The organism is Methylobacterium sp. FW102-HT35C08, from assembly GCF_058790235.1.
Genome location: NZ_JBYTCL010000002.1, coordinates 1,750,606 through 1,763,039, shown reverse-complemented (window position 1 = coordinate 1,763,039; position 12,434 = coordinate 1,750,606). Strand labels below are relative to the sequence as shown.

Annotated in this window: 13 protein-coding genes; 11 read left to right on the top strand and 2 right to left on the bottom strand. The window is 72.2% G+C overall.

Annotated elements, in window-relative coordinates; genetic code table 11:
* Window positions 1-122 precede the first annotated feature (122 nt).
* The 7 genes from hfq to AC3WSN_RS08380 all read left to right on the top strand — a co-directional run bounded on the left by hfq (window position 123) and on the right by AC3WSN_RS08380 (window position 7,040).
* A complete protein-coding gene (gene hfq, locus AC3WSN_RS08410; protein ID WP_007563033.1) occupies window positions 123-374 on the top strand; it encodes an RNA chaperone Hfq in 252 nt (83 codons plus the stop codon).
* 323 nt (window positions 375-697) lie between these two features.
* Window positions 698-2,110 carry a GTPase HflX gene (hflX, locus tag AC3WSN_RS08405; RefSeq protein WP_492537260.1) on the top strand — a complete coding sequence of 471 codons (1,413 nt, stop codon included), beginning with the start codon at window positions 698-700 and terminating at the stop codon, window positions 2,108-2,110.
* Window positions 2,110-3,417, top strand: a complete 1,308-nt coding sequence (locus tag AC3WSN_RS08400) for an adenylate/guanylate cyclase domain-containing protein (protein ID WP_492537258.1) — start codon at window positions 2,110-2,112, stop codon at window positions 3,415-3,417. The genes hflX and AC3WSN_RS08400 overlap by 1 nt, the downstream gene beginning before the upstream one ends.
* 120 nt (window positions 3,418-3,537) lie before the next feature.
* On the top strand, window positions 3,538-3,756 hold the full coding sequence (locus AC3WSN_RS08395; protein ID WP_192709181.1) for a hypothetical protein: 219 nt from the start codon (window positions 3,538-3,540) through the stop codon (window positions 3,754-3,756).
* 161 nt (window positions 3,757-3,917) lie between these two features.
* A complete protein-coding gene (locus AC3WSN_RS08390; protein ID WP_492537256.1) occupies window positions 3,918-4,808 on the top strand; it encodes a putative selenate ABC transporter substrate-binding protein in 891 nt (296 codons plus the stop codon).
* Between the two features lie 4 nt (window positions 4,809-4,812).
* On the top strand, window positions 4,813-5,493 hold the full coding sequence (locus AC3WSN_RS08385; protein WP_492537254.1) for an ATP-binding cassette domain-containing protein: 681 nt from the start codon (window positions 4,813-4,815) through the stop codon (window positions 5,491-5,493).
* Window positions 5,493-7,040, top strand: a complete 1,548-nt coding sequence (locus AC3WSN_RS08380) for a PhnE/PtxC family ABC transporter permease (RefSeq protein WP_492537252.1) — start codon at window positions 5,493-5,495, stop codon at window positions 7,038-7,040. The genes AC3WSN_RS08385 and AC3WSN_RS08380 overlap by 1 nt, the downstream gene beginning before the upstream one ends.
* Before the next feature lie 156 nt (window positions 7,041-7,196).
* Here the strand turns inward: AC3WSN_RS08380 and AC3WSN_RS08375 are convergent, their stop codons facing one another.
* A complete protein-coding gene (locus AC3WSN_RS08375; RefSeq protein WP_192709185.1) occupies window positions 7,197-7,415 on the bottom strand; it encodes a hypothetical protein in 219 nt (72 codons plus the stop codon).
* 217 nt (window positions 7,416-7,632) lie between these two features.
* On the opposite strand from AC3WSN_RS08375, the gene AC3WSN_RS08370 reads away from it, so the two are divergent.
* The 3 genes from AC3WSN_RS08370 to AC3WSN_RS08360 are packed head-to-tail and all read left to right on the top strand — an operon-like array spanning window position 7,633 to window position 11,389.
* The gene (locus tag AC3WSN_RS08370; protein ID WP_492537250.1) at window positions 7,633-8,877 is read left to right on the top strand and encodes an MFS transporter; all 1,245 of its coding nucleotides are present in this window, start codon (window positions 7,633-7,635) and stop codon (window positions 8,875-8,877) included.
* A complete protein-coding gene (gene fhuF, locus AC3WSN_RS08365) occupies window positions 8,874-9,632 on the top strand; it encodes a siderophore-iron reductase FhuF (RefSeq protein WP_492537248.1) in 759 nt (252 codons plus the stop codon). The genes AC3WSN_RS08370 and fhuF overlap by 4 nt, the downstream gene beginning before the upstream one ends.
* An 11-nt stretch (window positions 9,633-9,643) precedes the next feature.
* Window positions 9,644-11,389: an ABC transporter ATP-binding protein gene (locus AC3WSN_RS08360; RefSeq protein WP_492537246.1), complete on the top strand. Its 1,746-nt coding sequence runs from the start codon at window positions 9,644-9,646 to the stop codon at window positions 11,387-11,389.
* Between the two features lie 543 nt (window positions 11,390-11,932).
* On the opposite strand, the gene AC3WSN_RS08355 is transcribed toward AC3WSN_RS08360, so the two are convergent.
* Window positions 11,933-12,061 (bottom strand): hypothetical protein, encoded by a 129-nt coding sequence (locus AC3WSN_RS08355; protein WP_373622508.1) that lies wholly within the window; start codon window positions 12,059-12,061, stop codon window positions 11,933-11,935.
* A 93-nt stretch (window positions 12,062-12,154) separates the two neighbouring features.
* Here AC3WSN_RS08355 and AC3WSN_RS08350 point away from each other — a divergent pair, with 93 nt between their 5' ends.
* Window positions 12,155-12,409 carry a hypothetical protein gene (locus tag AC3WSN_RS08350; protein WP_192709189.1) on the top strand — a complete coding sequence of 85 codons (255 nt, stop codon included), beginning with the start codon at window positions 12,155-12,157 and terminating at the stop codon, window positions 12,407-12,409.
* Window positions 12,410-12,434 lie beyond the last annotated feature (25 nt).

Genomic DNA, 12,434 nt, shown 5'->3' with positions numbered 1-12,434 from the left:
CCCACGCTTTCGCCAAGTCATGGTGCTTGTATACAAAGCCGTGGGCGGGATGACCGGACAATCCGGCCCGCGGCATACCCATCCCGGGCGGCTCGATCCGGGACAACAAGAAGGCCAAGAAGATGGCGGGCGAACGCGCACAGAACCTTCAGGACACCTTTCTCAACCATGTCCGCAAGAACAAGATTCCGCTGACCATCTTCCTCGTCAACGGCGTCAAGCTCCAGGGCGTGGTGACGTGGTTCGACAATTTCTGCGTGCTGCTGCGCCGGGACGGGCACTCGCAGCTGGTCTACAAGCACGCGATCTCCACGATCATGCCGGGCCATCCCGTGCAGCTGTTCGAGCCGGACGAGACCGCCGAGAAGGCGTGATTTTTACGATGGGCGAGGGTGGGGCCGCGTCGGGAATGATCGTCTCCCGGGCGTAGCCACGGGCCGCGCGTCGGCGACCCGCGCGGTCATTCCGGGGTGCCGCAGGCGAGCCCCGGATCCACGAACGCGATAGGTGCCGGAATCCGGCACGGCGGCGGATCTGGATCCCGGGCTCCGCTGCGCGGCCCCGGGATGACGCGGCGGCTGCGGATATCCGCCGCGTTTCCGGCCCGGCATCTTGGCCCGGCCCGTCCGCATCCCCATTCTGTCGAATCCGACCTCTCGAACGAAGCCGCCGGCGCCCCGGCGGCGCCAAAGGCCGTATGACTGAAACGCTGACGTCCGGCGAAGCCCGCCTCCAGGCGCAGGCCGCCCCCGAGGGCGAGATCGCCGCGGCGACCCACACCCTGGTAATCGGCCCCTACCTCGCGCGCAGCGCGCACGGCGCCGGGCACGGACCGGCCGCGCCGACCCGCTCCGTCGAGGCGCGGCTCGACGAGGCGACCGGGCTTGCCGCCGCCATCGAGCTGGACGTTCTCGAGAGCCTCGCGATCAGCCTGCCGCGGATCCGGCCCTCGACCTATCTCGGCAAGGGCCGGGTCGAGGAGATCGCCGGCCTGATCCGCGCCCGCGAGATCGGCCTCGTAGTGATGGACTGCGCCCTCTCGCCCGTGCAGCAGCGCAACCTGGAAAAGGCCTGGGGCGCCAAGGTTATCGACCGCACCGGCCTGATCCTGGAGATCTTCGGGCGGCGCGCCTCGACCCGCGAGGGCACGCTCCAGGTCGAGCACGCCCACCTCGCCTATCAGAAGTCCCGGCTCGTCCGCTCGTGGACCCACCTGGAGCGCCAGCGCGGCGGCTTCGGCTTCCTGGGCGGCCCCGGCGAGACCCAGATCGAGGCCGACCGGCGCATGATCCAGGAGCGCATGACCCGGATCGAGCGCGACCTCGACGCCGTGGTCCGCACCCGCGGCCTGCACCGGCAGAGCCGGGCGCGGGTGCCCTACCCGATCGTGGCGCTGGTGGGCTACACGAACGCCGGCAAGTCGAGCCTGTTCAACGCCCTGACCCGCGCCGAGGTCACCGCCAAGGACATGCTGTTCGCGACCCTCGACCCCACCGCCCGGGCGACCAAGCTGCCCCACGGCGAGACCGTGATCCTGTCCGACACGGTGGGCTTCATCTCCGACCTGCCGACGCCGCTGATCGCGGCCTTCCGGGCGACGCTGGAGGACGCCATCGAGGCCGACGTGCTCTTGCACGTGCGCGACGTCTCCCACGTCGATTCCGAGGCCCAGGCCGAGGATGTCGGCGCGGTGCTGCGCGAGCTCGGTATCGAAACCAGCGCCGACCGGATCATCGAGGTCTGGAACAAGGCCGACCTCCTCGACGACGACGAGCGCACGCGGCTCCTGAACCTCAGCGGCCAGGCCAAGACCCGCAACGATCGCGACAGCGCCGCGCCGGTCCTGGTCTCGGCGCTGACCGGGGAGGGGCTCGCCGCGCTGTCGGCCCGGATCGAGGCGCGGATCGGGCGCAACCGGGCGAGCTTCGCCGTGGCGCTGCCGCCGGAGGACGGGGCGGCGCTGAACTGGCTCTACGAGAATGCCGAGATCCTCGACCGCCGTGCCGAGGCCGACGGCACCCTGCACCTCGCGGTGCGGATCGCTCCCGAGAAGGAGCCGCGCTTCCTCAACCGATTCGCGGCGGCGCGGCGCCTCGGCCGGGGCGGTTGATGGTCTCGGGCAGCGTCGGCAACCTGCCGCTTCCCATCCTTCAGGACGCGCCGGCCGAGAGCCGGGTGGATCCGGGATCGGACGACAAGGCGGTGCTGCGCGCCATGCAGGCCGGCGGCGGCCTGCGGCTGCTCGGCCTGCGGGTCGTGATCGTGCTGGTGCTGCTGATGGCGGCCCAGGCCTATGACGGCTCGCTGCACGCCCTGAGCCACTGGCTCATCCTCGGCCTCTACGGGCTCGGCACGGTCTGGTTCGGCTTGGGCGAGCGGAGCGGCGGCCCGCGCGCCGAGGCCTATAGCTGGGCCGGGACGCTGCTCAATGCCGGGCTCGCCGTTTACGTCATCATCGAGCACATGCTGGCCGGGGGCGGGGCCGGGCTCGGCGCCGACGCGGTGAGCCGCCTGCCGGCCTTCCTGCTCCTGCTCCAGACCGGCCTGAGCATGCGGGTGGCGCAGACGCTGCTGTTCTGCGGCCTGGTCACCGCCTGCTGGAGCGTGGCCTTCCTGGTCGGCGTTCTGTATCCGGAGCTGTTCCCCGGCCCGGACACGTTCCCTACCGCGCAGATCACGGGCCTCGCCACCTTCGCGGCGGCGGGCCTGCTGGTGGTCGACGGCACGACCCGCCTGCGCGCCGCCGTGACGCGGGCCCTGCGGATGGAGCACGAGCGGACCCAGCTCGCGCGGTTCGTGCCCGACACGGTCGCCCTCGACCTCGCCGCCGAGGACGGGGACTCGGCGCTGGGCGTCCACCGGCGCCACGCCTGCCTGATGATCCTCGACATCCGCGGCTTCTCGCGGCTCTCCCGCGAGCACCCGCCCGAGGCGATGGTGACGGCGCTGCTGGCCGTCCGGGCGGTCGCGCAGGCGGCGGTGTCGGAGCAGGGCGGCGTCGTCGACAAGTATATCGGTGACGCGGTGCTGGCACAGTTCGTGTTCGGCCAGCCCGGCGCGCAGGCGCAGGCGGCCTTGGCCTGCACCCTGTCGATCCGCCGGCGGATGGCCGCCCTCAACGCGGCGCGGGCGCGGGAGGGCCTGTTCACCCTGCGCCTCGTCGTCGCCCTGCACGCGGGCGACCTTCTGGTCGGGGTCTTCGACGACGGCGTCCGGGCCGAATACACGGTGCTGGGTCCGGCGATGAACGCCCTGGCGCGGATCGAGACCCAGGCCAAGGCGGCCGAGATCGAGGTCGCGGCCTCGGGCGATTTCCTGGATCTGCTCGACGGGGCGCTCCCCGCCGGCCTCCGTGCCGTTCCGGTGCCGCAGGCGCGGCTGCCCGAGCCGCTCGCGCTGTTCGCCCTCGCGGCGTGACGGCGGGGCACGGATGTCGCGGCGCGGATGTCGCGGCGCGATCCAGGGCGAGGCCGGAACCCGGCCGATGTTGATCCGTTCGGTCCGCGCGGCGCAGGGTCGCGGGGAGACATTCGTCCCATGAACAAGATCATTCTCGGCGCGACGCTCGCGCTCGGCCTCGTCCTCGGCGCGGCCAGCCCGAGCCTCGCCTCTCCGGGCGACGGCCTCGACCGGAACGCAGCTGCGCAGGGCAACGGCCGCTTCGGCGGCATGCACCGCAACGCCCGGATGGAATCGCGGATGATGCGGCATCGCGCCCACCGGATGCACCGCCACCATCATCGCCACCACCGCTGATCCGTCCAGCCACGCGGGGCTGATCGGACATCCGACACCTTACGGTTCGGCCGGTTTTCGGCGATCCGTCGTGCCGGACGGTGGCGGGCGAGCAGGCTTCTGCTACGCCCGTCACCGGATCGAGCGCCCCTCCGTAACGGGCGCGGCGCCACGAGGGATCGATGCCGGGATCGGGATGGTTGGGGCGCCTCGCCCTCGGGTGCCTCGTGACTCTGGCCGCATCGGTTCCGGCGCGGGCGCAGGACAAGGCGGTCCCGCCCCTCGTCTTCACCGGCATCCCCGACCAGGACGAGAGCCGCTTGGTCGCGCGCTTCGGCAAGGTCGCAGCCTATCTCGAAGCCAGGCTCGGCGTGCCGGTGCGCTACATCCCGGTGAAGAGCTACCCGGCGGCGGTCACGGCCTTCACCAACGGGCAGGTGCAGCTCGCGTGGTTCGGCGGCTTCACCGGCGTCCAGGCGCGCAAGGCCGTCCCGGGCTCGCAGGCGATCGCGCAGGGCGCCGAGGACGCGGCGTTCAAGACCTACCTCATCGCCAATGACGCCACCGGGCTGAAGCCCGGGAGGGACTTCCCGAAAGACATCGCCGGCAAGACCTTCACGTTCGGGGCCCGGGCCTCGACCTCCGGGCGGCTGATGCCCGAGTATTTCATCCGGCAGGCTTTCCCGGGGCGGAGCCCCGACCAGGTCTTCCCCCGGGTCGGCTTCTCGGGCGACCACACCCGCACGATCCAGCTGGTCCAGTCCGGCGCCTTCGCGGTCGGCGCCGTCGACTACTCCGTCTGGGACCTCGAGACGAAGGCCGGCAAGGTCGACCGACACGCCGTCACGGTGATCTGGGAGAGCCCGGCCTTCCCCGACTACCAGTGGACCGTGCGGGGTGAGGTGGAGCAGACCTACGGGGCCGGCTTCACCGACAAGCTGCGGAATGCCCTGACCGGCATCACCGATCCGGCGATCCTGGAGCCGTTCGGGCGCTCGAAATTCGTGCCCGTGACCAACGCCGCCTACGCGCCCCTGCTCGAGGTCGGCCGGTCGACCGGCCTGCTGGACTAGGGCCGTGTCGGGCGGGGCCGGATCCCGGGCGGCGATCGTTCTCGCCGATGCTGCGGCGTCCTATGGCGGGCGCCCGGTGCTCTCCGGGATCGACCTGACCGTGCGGGCGGGCGAGCGCGTCGCGCTGATGGGCCGCTCGGGCGCCGGCAAGTCGACCCTGATCGGCCTGATCCACGAGCAGGCGCCCGAGCGGGTGGCGCTGGTGCCCCAGGCGGCCGCCCTGGTGCGGCCGCTCTCGGTGTTCCACAACGTCTATATGGGCCGCCTCGACCGGCGCTCGACCCTGCACAACCTGCGCACTCTGGTCCGCCCGGCCCGGGCCGACGTCGCCGCCGTGGAGGCGGTCCTCGACCGGGTCGGGCTGGCGGACAAGCTCTGGGCGAAGGCCGGTGCCCTGTCGGGCGGCCAGCAGCAGCGCGTCTCGGTGGCCCGCGCCCTGTACAACGGCCGGCCGATCCTGGTGGGCGACGAGCCGGTCTCGGCGCTCGACCGCCAGCAGGGCGCGCGGATCCTCACCGCGCTGGCGGCGAGCCACGAGACCCTGATCCTGGCCCTCCACGACGTGGCCCTGGCGCTCGCCCATACCGACCGGATCGTGGTGCTGGAAGCCGGCCGGATCGTCCTCGACGCGCCGGCGCGGGATCTCGACCCGGCGCGGCTCAGCCCGTTCTACGAGGCCGCCTGATGCGGCCCGCCGCGTTCCTGCCGCGGCCCGGCTACGCGGCGGTGAGCCGCTGGTTCCTGGCGGCGGCGCTGGCCGGACTGCTGGCGGCGGACCTGCAGGTCACGACGCTCCATCCGTTCGCCGACCTCGCCCGCCTGCTCGGCGGCCTGATCCGGCCCGACTTCCTCGCGGTCGAGGGCTGGAGCGTCCTCTACACCGTGGCCTTCGCCATGCTCGGCGTCGGGCTCGGGGCCGGGACGGGACTGCTGCTGGCGATCCCCTTCGCGCGCTCCCGAACGGTCCGGCTCGCCTGCGCGGGGATCCGCGCGGTGCACGAGCTGTTCTGGGCGCTGCTGCTGATGCAGGTGTTCGGGCTCTCGGCGACCACCGGCGTGCTGGCCATCGCGCTGCCCTACGCGGGGATCTGCGCCAAGGTCTATGCCGAGCTGATCGAGGAGGCCGACCTTGCGGCCGTCCGGGTTCTGCCCGCCGGCACCGGCGCGGTCTCGGCCTTCCTGTACGCCCGCCTGCCCGAGGTCGCCGGGCGGATGCGCGACTACACGCTCTACCGCCTGGAATGCGGCCTGCGCTCCAGCCTCGTGCTCGGCTTCATCGGCCTGCCGACCATGGGCTTCGCCTTCGAATCCGCGTTCCGCCAGGGCCGCTACGCCGAGGCCGGGGCGCTGCTGCTGATCTTCTACGCGCTGATCGGCACCCGCCGGTTCTGGGTGCGGGCCCGGACCGTGCCCGTCCTGCTGGTCGGCGCCGCGCTGGCCCTGCCGCCGGCCATCGGTAGCGCGGCCATCGGCCCGAACCTCGCGCGCTTCCTCGGCCACGACGTCGTGCCGGCGCCGCTGCGCGGGGCGTCGCTCGCGGACGGGGAGACCTGGGCGCGGCTCTGGTCCTGGCTGCGCCCGATCGTGACCGAGCAGATCCTGCCCGGCACGGCCCAGACCCTGATCCTGGCGCAGATCGCGCTCGCGGCCACGGCGCTCGGGGCGCTGGTCCTGTTCCCGCTCACTGCACGGCGCTTCGCCGGCCGCCTCGGGCATCCCCTCGGACGGGCGCTCCTCGTGGTGGTGCGCTCCACCCCGGAATACATGCTGGCCTATGTCTGCCTGCAGCTGCTCGGCCCCTCGATGCTGCCGGCGATCCTCGCGCTGGCGCTGCACAATGCCGGGATCGTCGCCTACCTGATGGGCCGGCACGCCGACGCGATCCCCTACCGGGCCGACGCGCCAAGGGGCCTCGACCTCTACGCCTACGAGACCGTGCCGCGCCTCTACGGGCAGTTCCTGGCCTACCTGCTCTACCGCTGGGAGCTGATCCTGCGGGAGAGCGCGATCTTCGGCATCCTGGGGGTCGCGACGCTGGGCTTCTACGTCGATGCGGCGATCTCTGAGCTGCGCCTCGACGTGGCGTTGGTGCTGATCGCCGCCACCGCCCTGGTGACGATGGCGGTCGACGCGCTCTCGCGGGCGCTGCGCCGGTCCCTCCGGATCGACGCCCTGCCGACCCGGCTCTCCGGGCCGCAGCCGATCACCGGGGCGGAGGCGGCGGACGGCTGAGCGGCGCCGGCTCGGTGCTCGGTCCCGGCCGATCCCGTCCGTCGCCGGTCCGGCAGCGCCGGCCTCCGCGGCGCCTTCCGGCCCGCGCGGTGCTTCGGGCGGCTCTGGCTGAGGAAGGTGGATCCGAACGCGACCGGCTTCGACCGCCGCTCCGTCTCAGCGGCCGCGGCGCCGGCCCGCCTCGGGGCGCAGGTGCAGGAAGCTTCGCTCGCCGGTGGCGGCTTCGGCCACGTGCTGGATCGTGTCGAGCAGGTCGGCCACCGCCTGGGGTGCGGTGGGACGGAACTGGGCCTTCGGCTCGACCCAGCGCTTCTGGATCCGGCCCACGGCGATCTGCGCCTCACTGAGCGCGTCGAAGTCCCGGCGTCGCGGCATGGCTGATCCCTCCATGGGAAAATCTGCCCGAAATATGGTTGACGAAGGGTTAATATCGGGGTGCGGCCGGTGCGGCGCGATGCTGCGGGCCGCCCCGGCTTGATCGCCGCACCGGCGGCGCCTAAACAGAAAAACCTAAGGCAAATCAATAGATTAGTGTGATTATAAACTGCAGCCCTCGAGCGGCCGCCTGCCCTAGCGCCGGATCCCGGCCGCGGTGACCGTGTCCGCCGGACTCGCCCTCGGGACCCGGGTCGTCGACACCCTGGCGGCCTTGCGCCCGCTGGCGCCGTTCTTCTGCCTGTACGTGTCCTTCGGGGCCACGCTCGGCTTCCTGTCCGGCGGGGCGCCGCTGATCCTGCGGGCGCGGGGCGTGGAGCTGGCCGAGGTCGGGCTGCTGCAGCTCATCAACCTGCCGGTGGGGCTGACCTTCCTCTGGGCGCCGCTCCTCGACCGCCTGCGCGTGCCTGTCCTCGCGCACCGGATCGGCTGGATCGCGGCCGCGCAGGGCGCGGCGATCCTCCTGCTGGCGACCTTGAGCTTCGGCGAGGACTGGCCGCTCCCGGCGCTCCTGGCCCTGGCGATCGCGGCCTGCGCCTGCGTGGCGACCATGGACATCGCCCTCGAAGCCCTGGTGGTCGAGACCGTGCCGGCGGCGCAGCGCGCCCCCATGGCCTCGGCCAAGCTGTGCGGAGCCTCCCTCGGCGGCATCCTGGGCGTCGGCGTGCTGGTCGGCGCCTATGACAGCCTCGGCTGGCGCGGCGCGGTCCTGGCCTGCGCCGCCCTCGACGCCCTCTGCCTCCTGCCGATGCTCGGCTACCCGGAGACCCGGCGTCACGGCGTCGGGGGCAGCCCGGAACGGTGGTCGGGGTCGCTCGCGCGGCTGCGCCTGCTGGCGGGCCGGGTGCTCGCGCTCGGGGCCTATTTCGCCGCCTCCTACCTGCTGGCCGGGCCCAACACCCTGGCCCTTCTCGATCTCGGCGTGTCCCTCGCGCAGGTCGGTTTCCTGACCGGCACCGTGCTGCCGGCGATCAACCTGGTCATGGCGCTGGCGGCCGGCGGGCTCGCCGCCCGGTTCGGCACGGTCCGGCTGATCGCCGCGGGGGCGCTCGGCGTCCTCGCCTCCGGGGCCCTGATGGCCGCCGCCTGCGCGGCCGGATCGGCCGATTTCGGGGTCGCCGCAACGATCCTGAACTTCGTCGCCGGCGGGTTCCTGGGCGTACCGGTGTTCAACATGATCTATCGCTGGGCCCAGGGGCCGAAGCCCGCCACCGACTACGCGCTTCTGTTCGGCGCCGCCTTCTTCGCGGCCATGCCGCTGCGGGTGGCCGCCCCGGCACTCGCCGGCTGGATCGGCTGGCCGGGCTACTTCGCCGCCACCCTGCCGCTCTACGCCGCCGCGGTGGTGTGGCTCGCCGTCACGGTGGGCCGGACCCTGCGGGCCGACGGGGCGGCGCGATGATCGCCGAGGTCGCCGCTCAGGTCCCCGACTCCCTCGCGGCCTACCGGGGCGGCGTCGCGGCCGGGCCCGGCGGGGCGCAGGCCCTGCCACTCTGCGCGCTGCGCGACCCCGACCTGTTCGACGCGACCCTCTCGGCCTTCGCGGCGGGGCTCGGCCAGGATGGCGGCACCGGCTGCGGCACCGGCTGCGGCACCGCCTGCGCGCTTCCCGACCGACGCGTCCTGGTCTCGTACTGGAGCCAGTTCTACCTGGCCGCGCTGGCCACCCCCGCCCTGACCGCCCTCATGCGCCTCGGCCGGCCGCTGCCCCTCGCCTTCGACGCCCTGCGCCTCGAACTCGACGCGACTGGCCGCCCCGTCCGCTTCCTCATCCCCGAGGCGGAGATCGGCTGCGACCCGGCGCCCGGCCTCGCCGGACTGGTCGAGGCCCATCTGCGTCCGTTCGTGGAGCTGTGCCAGGCCCGCTGCGGGATCGCGCCCCGGGTCCTCTGGGGCAATGCCGCGGTGATCCTCGACTACGTCGCCCGCGAACTCGATACTGCGCTCGGAGACGGGGCGGGGGCGGCCTGTGACGACGTCGCGTCCTGCCTCGGATGGCGCGCCGGCCCGGCCTGCGCTAGGAGCCCCCTGTCGCAGGCGCTCTGCCCGGGCGCCGCGGGCTGCCGGCGGCGACGCGTCTGCTGCCTGCGCCACCGCCTGCCGGGGGTGCCGTCCTGCGGCGCGCTCTGCCCCGCCGCCTGCGCCGCCCAGAGTTGATCCGAGCCGCGATGCTGAAGGCCTTCCTCGCCTATTACCGGCCGTACCGGACCCTGTTCCTGGTGGATTTCGGCTGCGCGGTGCTGTCGGGCCTCTTGGAGCTCGGCTTCCCGGTGGCCGTGAAGGGCTTCATCGACAGCCTCCTGCCCCGGCAGGATTGGGGCCTGATCGTGCTCGCCGCCGCGGCTCTGGCGCTGGTCTACGTCGCCAATGCCGGACTGATGGTGGTGGTGACCTATTGGGGCCACGTGCTCGGCATCAACATCGAGACGACGATGCGGGCCCGGGCCTTCGACCACCTGCAGAAGCTCTCGTTCCGCTTCTACGACGGCCAGAAGACCGGCCACCTCGTCGCCCGGGTGACCAAGGACCTGGAGGAGATCGGCGAGGTCGCCCATCACGGGCCCGAGGACCTGTTCATCGCCATCATGACGCTCTTCGGCGCCTTCGCGCTGATGCTCATGGTCCACGCGCCGCTGGCGCTGATCACCGCGGCGATCCTGCCGGTGATCGCCTTCGTGTCGATCCGCTACGGCGGCCGCATGACCCGCAACTGGCAGGCGCAGTACGGCCGGGTCGGCGCCTTCAACGCCCGGATCGAGGAGAATGTCGGCGGGATGCGGGTCGTCCAGGCGTTTGCCAACGAGCCGCACGAGCGCGCCCTGTTCGCCCGCGACAACGCCCGCTACCGCGACACCAAGCTCGAGGCCTACCGGCTGATGGCGGCCGGCCTGTCGATCAACTATCTCGGCCTGCGCCTCGTCCAGATCGCGGTGCTCCTCGGCGGCGCCGCCTTCGTGGTCCGGGGCGACCTGACGCCCGGCGGCTTCGTGGGCTTCCTGCTGCTGGTCGGGGTGTTCTACCGGCCGCTGGAGAAGATCGGCGCCGTGGTCGAGACCTACCCGAAAGGCGTGGCCGGCTTCCGCCGCTACCAGGAGTTGCTCGCCACCGAACCCGACATCACCGACCGGCCGGACGCCCGCGCCGTCGAATCCCTGCGCGGCGACATCCGCTTCGAGGGCGTGGGGTTCGGCTACGGCCCCGGCCGCCCGGTCTTCACCGGCCTCGACCTCGCGGTGGCGGCCGGCGAGACGGTGGCGTTCGTCGGCCCGTCGGGTGTCGGCAAGACCACCCTCTGCGCCCTGCTGCCGCGCTTCTACGAGGTCGAGGCGGGCCGCATCACCGTGGACGGCATCGACATCCGCGCCATTACCCTGGCGAGCCTGCGCCGCCAGATCGGCATCGTGCAGCAGGACGTGTTCCTGTTCGCCGGCACGATCCGCGAAAATATCGCCTACGGCCGCCTCGACGCCACCGAGGCCGAGATCGACGCGGCGGCCCGGCGCGCCCGGCTCGGCGCGCTCCTGGACAGCCTGCCGGAGGGGCTCGACACGGCGGTGGGCGAGCGCGGCGTGCGCCTGTCGGGCGGGCAGAAGCAGCGCCTCGCCATCGCACGGGTGTTCCTGAAGAACCCGCCGATCCTGATCCTCGACGAGGCGACCTCGGCGCTCGACACCGAGACCGAGCGGGAGATCCAGCGGGCGCTCGCCGAGCTCGCCCGCGGGCGCACGACCCTGGTGATCGCCCACCGCCTCGCCACCATCCGGGACGCCGACCGGATCGTGGTGCTGGGGGAGGGCGGCGTGGTCGAGGCGGGCCGGCACGCGGCGCTTCTCGCCGCGGCAGGCCCCTACAGCCGCCTGCACGCGGCCCAGTTCGGGAGCGGAGAAGGCAACCCAGTCCTCGCCGCGGAGTAGGGCGGCACGCGGCACCGACCGGATAGAGGCCGGACAGGCAGCAGCATCCCCGTCTTTGCGGCAGCCTGCGCGTGGTCGAAATCCGACGCTCGGTCCTTACTCGCGGCGTCCGAGAGGGGTGGATTTCCGCCTGTCGGCTTTCGGGCAGCAGCGCAAAAGAGCGGACGTCATCGTCGTTCCCCCGCACGCCCCCATTCGCCCCCTAGAGAGGGCCGCCTCCAGGGGGGCAGAGCCGATCAAGCATGTGCCTCGAATCGCGAGCCATGCAGTGGCGGATGTCTCTCGTCTGACCGAGCCACAGTTCACTCAGGTTTGCCGCATCTAGAAATTGAGAGCATGATCGACGGTCAAGCCCAAAGTTGATCGACGCTTGGGCATGCTGCGACGTTTGGAACGCCGATGAATCACCGCCTCCATCTCGCAGATCGGAGCCTTGAGGTTGCCCGCGAGTTGCGTGCGGCGGCCGAGGAAACAAGGCGGACGCTGGATGCATCGCGTGAGCTCGTCCGGCGCTCACGGGTGCAGTCGAACTCCATGGCTGGCTCAGCGACGCTCAGCGACGACGTTGCGCCCTCGCAGCATCTCGTGGAGTGCCTCATCGAAGCCTACGAGGCCGCGGAAGATGAGCCCGACGCCCGAACGCGCCACCTCCTCGGTCAGGTGCTCCATCATGTCGGCCGTCGCATCGCGAGAGCGTTCGGACCGAAGGCGGTCGGGCTCGCAACGCATTGATCGACGGCCCGCAGGCGCCAGTGGAGGGGCCAGATGAACGGCGACGATCCGCAGTCCGGCTGTGACACTGACGCACTGGACCGCATTGCGCACGCCCTGGGCGTTCCCGTAGCGGCTTTCCTCACAGACAAACCGGATGAGGCCCCAGACATCGCAACTGCGGTGATGGCGATGGGTGATCCGGCTCAGGTCGTGGCGTTGCTGCGCCTGTTCGCGCGGCTGAAGAGTCCCGAAGCCCGAGCCCGCTGCCTCGCCTACGTCGTGCAGGAGGCCACGCAGGACGGCTGATCCGCGCGGTCATCCTCGACATCGG

Excerpts from the sequence above, each read along its gene's own strand:
- AC3WSN_RS08395 (WP_192709181.1), top strand. The coding sequence starts at position 3,538 with ATGAACAAGATCATTCTCGGCGCGACGCTCGCGCTCGGCCTCGTCCTC.
- hflX (WP_492537260.1), top strand. The coding sequence starts at position 698 with ATGACTGAAACGCTGACGTCCGGCGAAGCCCGCCTCCAGGCGCAGGCC.
- AC3WSN_RS08360 (WP_492537246.1), top strand. The coding sequence starts at position 9,644 with ATGCTGAAGGCCTTCCTCGCCTATTACCGGCCGTACCGGACCCTGTTC.
- AC3WSN_RS08375 (WP_192709185.1), bottom strand. The coding sequence starts at position 7,415 with ATGCCGCGACGCCGGGACTTCGACGCGCTCAGTGAGGCGCAGATCGCC.
- AC3WSN_RS08355 (WP_373622508.1), bottom strand. The coding sequence starts at position 12,061 with ATGATGGAGCACCTGACCGAGGAGGTGGCGCGTTCGGGCGTCGGGCTC.
- fhuF (WP_492537248.1), top strand. The coding sequence starts at position 8,874 with ATGATCGCCGAGGTCGCCGCTCAGGTCCCCGACTCCCTCGCGGCCTAC.
- hfq (WP_007563033.1), top strand. The coding sequence starts at position 123 with ATGGCGGGCGAACGCGCACAGAACCTTCAGGACACCTTTCTCAACCAT.
- AC3WSN_RS08350 (WP_192709189.1), top strand. The coding sequence starts at position 12,155 with ATGAACGGCGACGATCCGCAGTCCGGCTGTGACACTGACGCACTGGAC.
- AC3WSN_RS08400 (WP_492537258.1), top strand. The coding sequence starts at position 2,110 with ATGGTCTCGGGCAGCGTCGGCAACCTGCCGCTTCCCATCCTTCAGGAC.
- AC3WSN_RS08390 (WP_492537256.1), top strand. The coding sequence starts at position 3,918 with ATGCCGGGATCGGGATGGTTGGGGCGCCTCGCCCTCGGGTGCCTCGTG.
- AC3WSN_RS08380 (WP_492537252.1), top strand. The coding sequence starts at position 5,493 with ATGCGGCCCGCCGCGTTCCTGCCGCGGCCCGGCTACGCGGCGGTGAGC.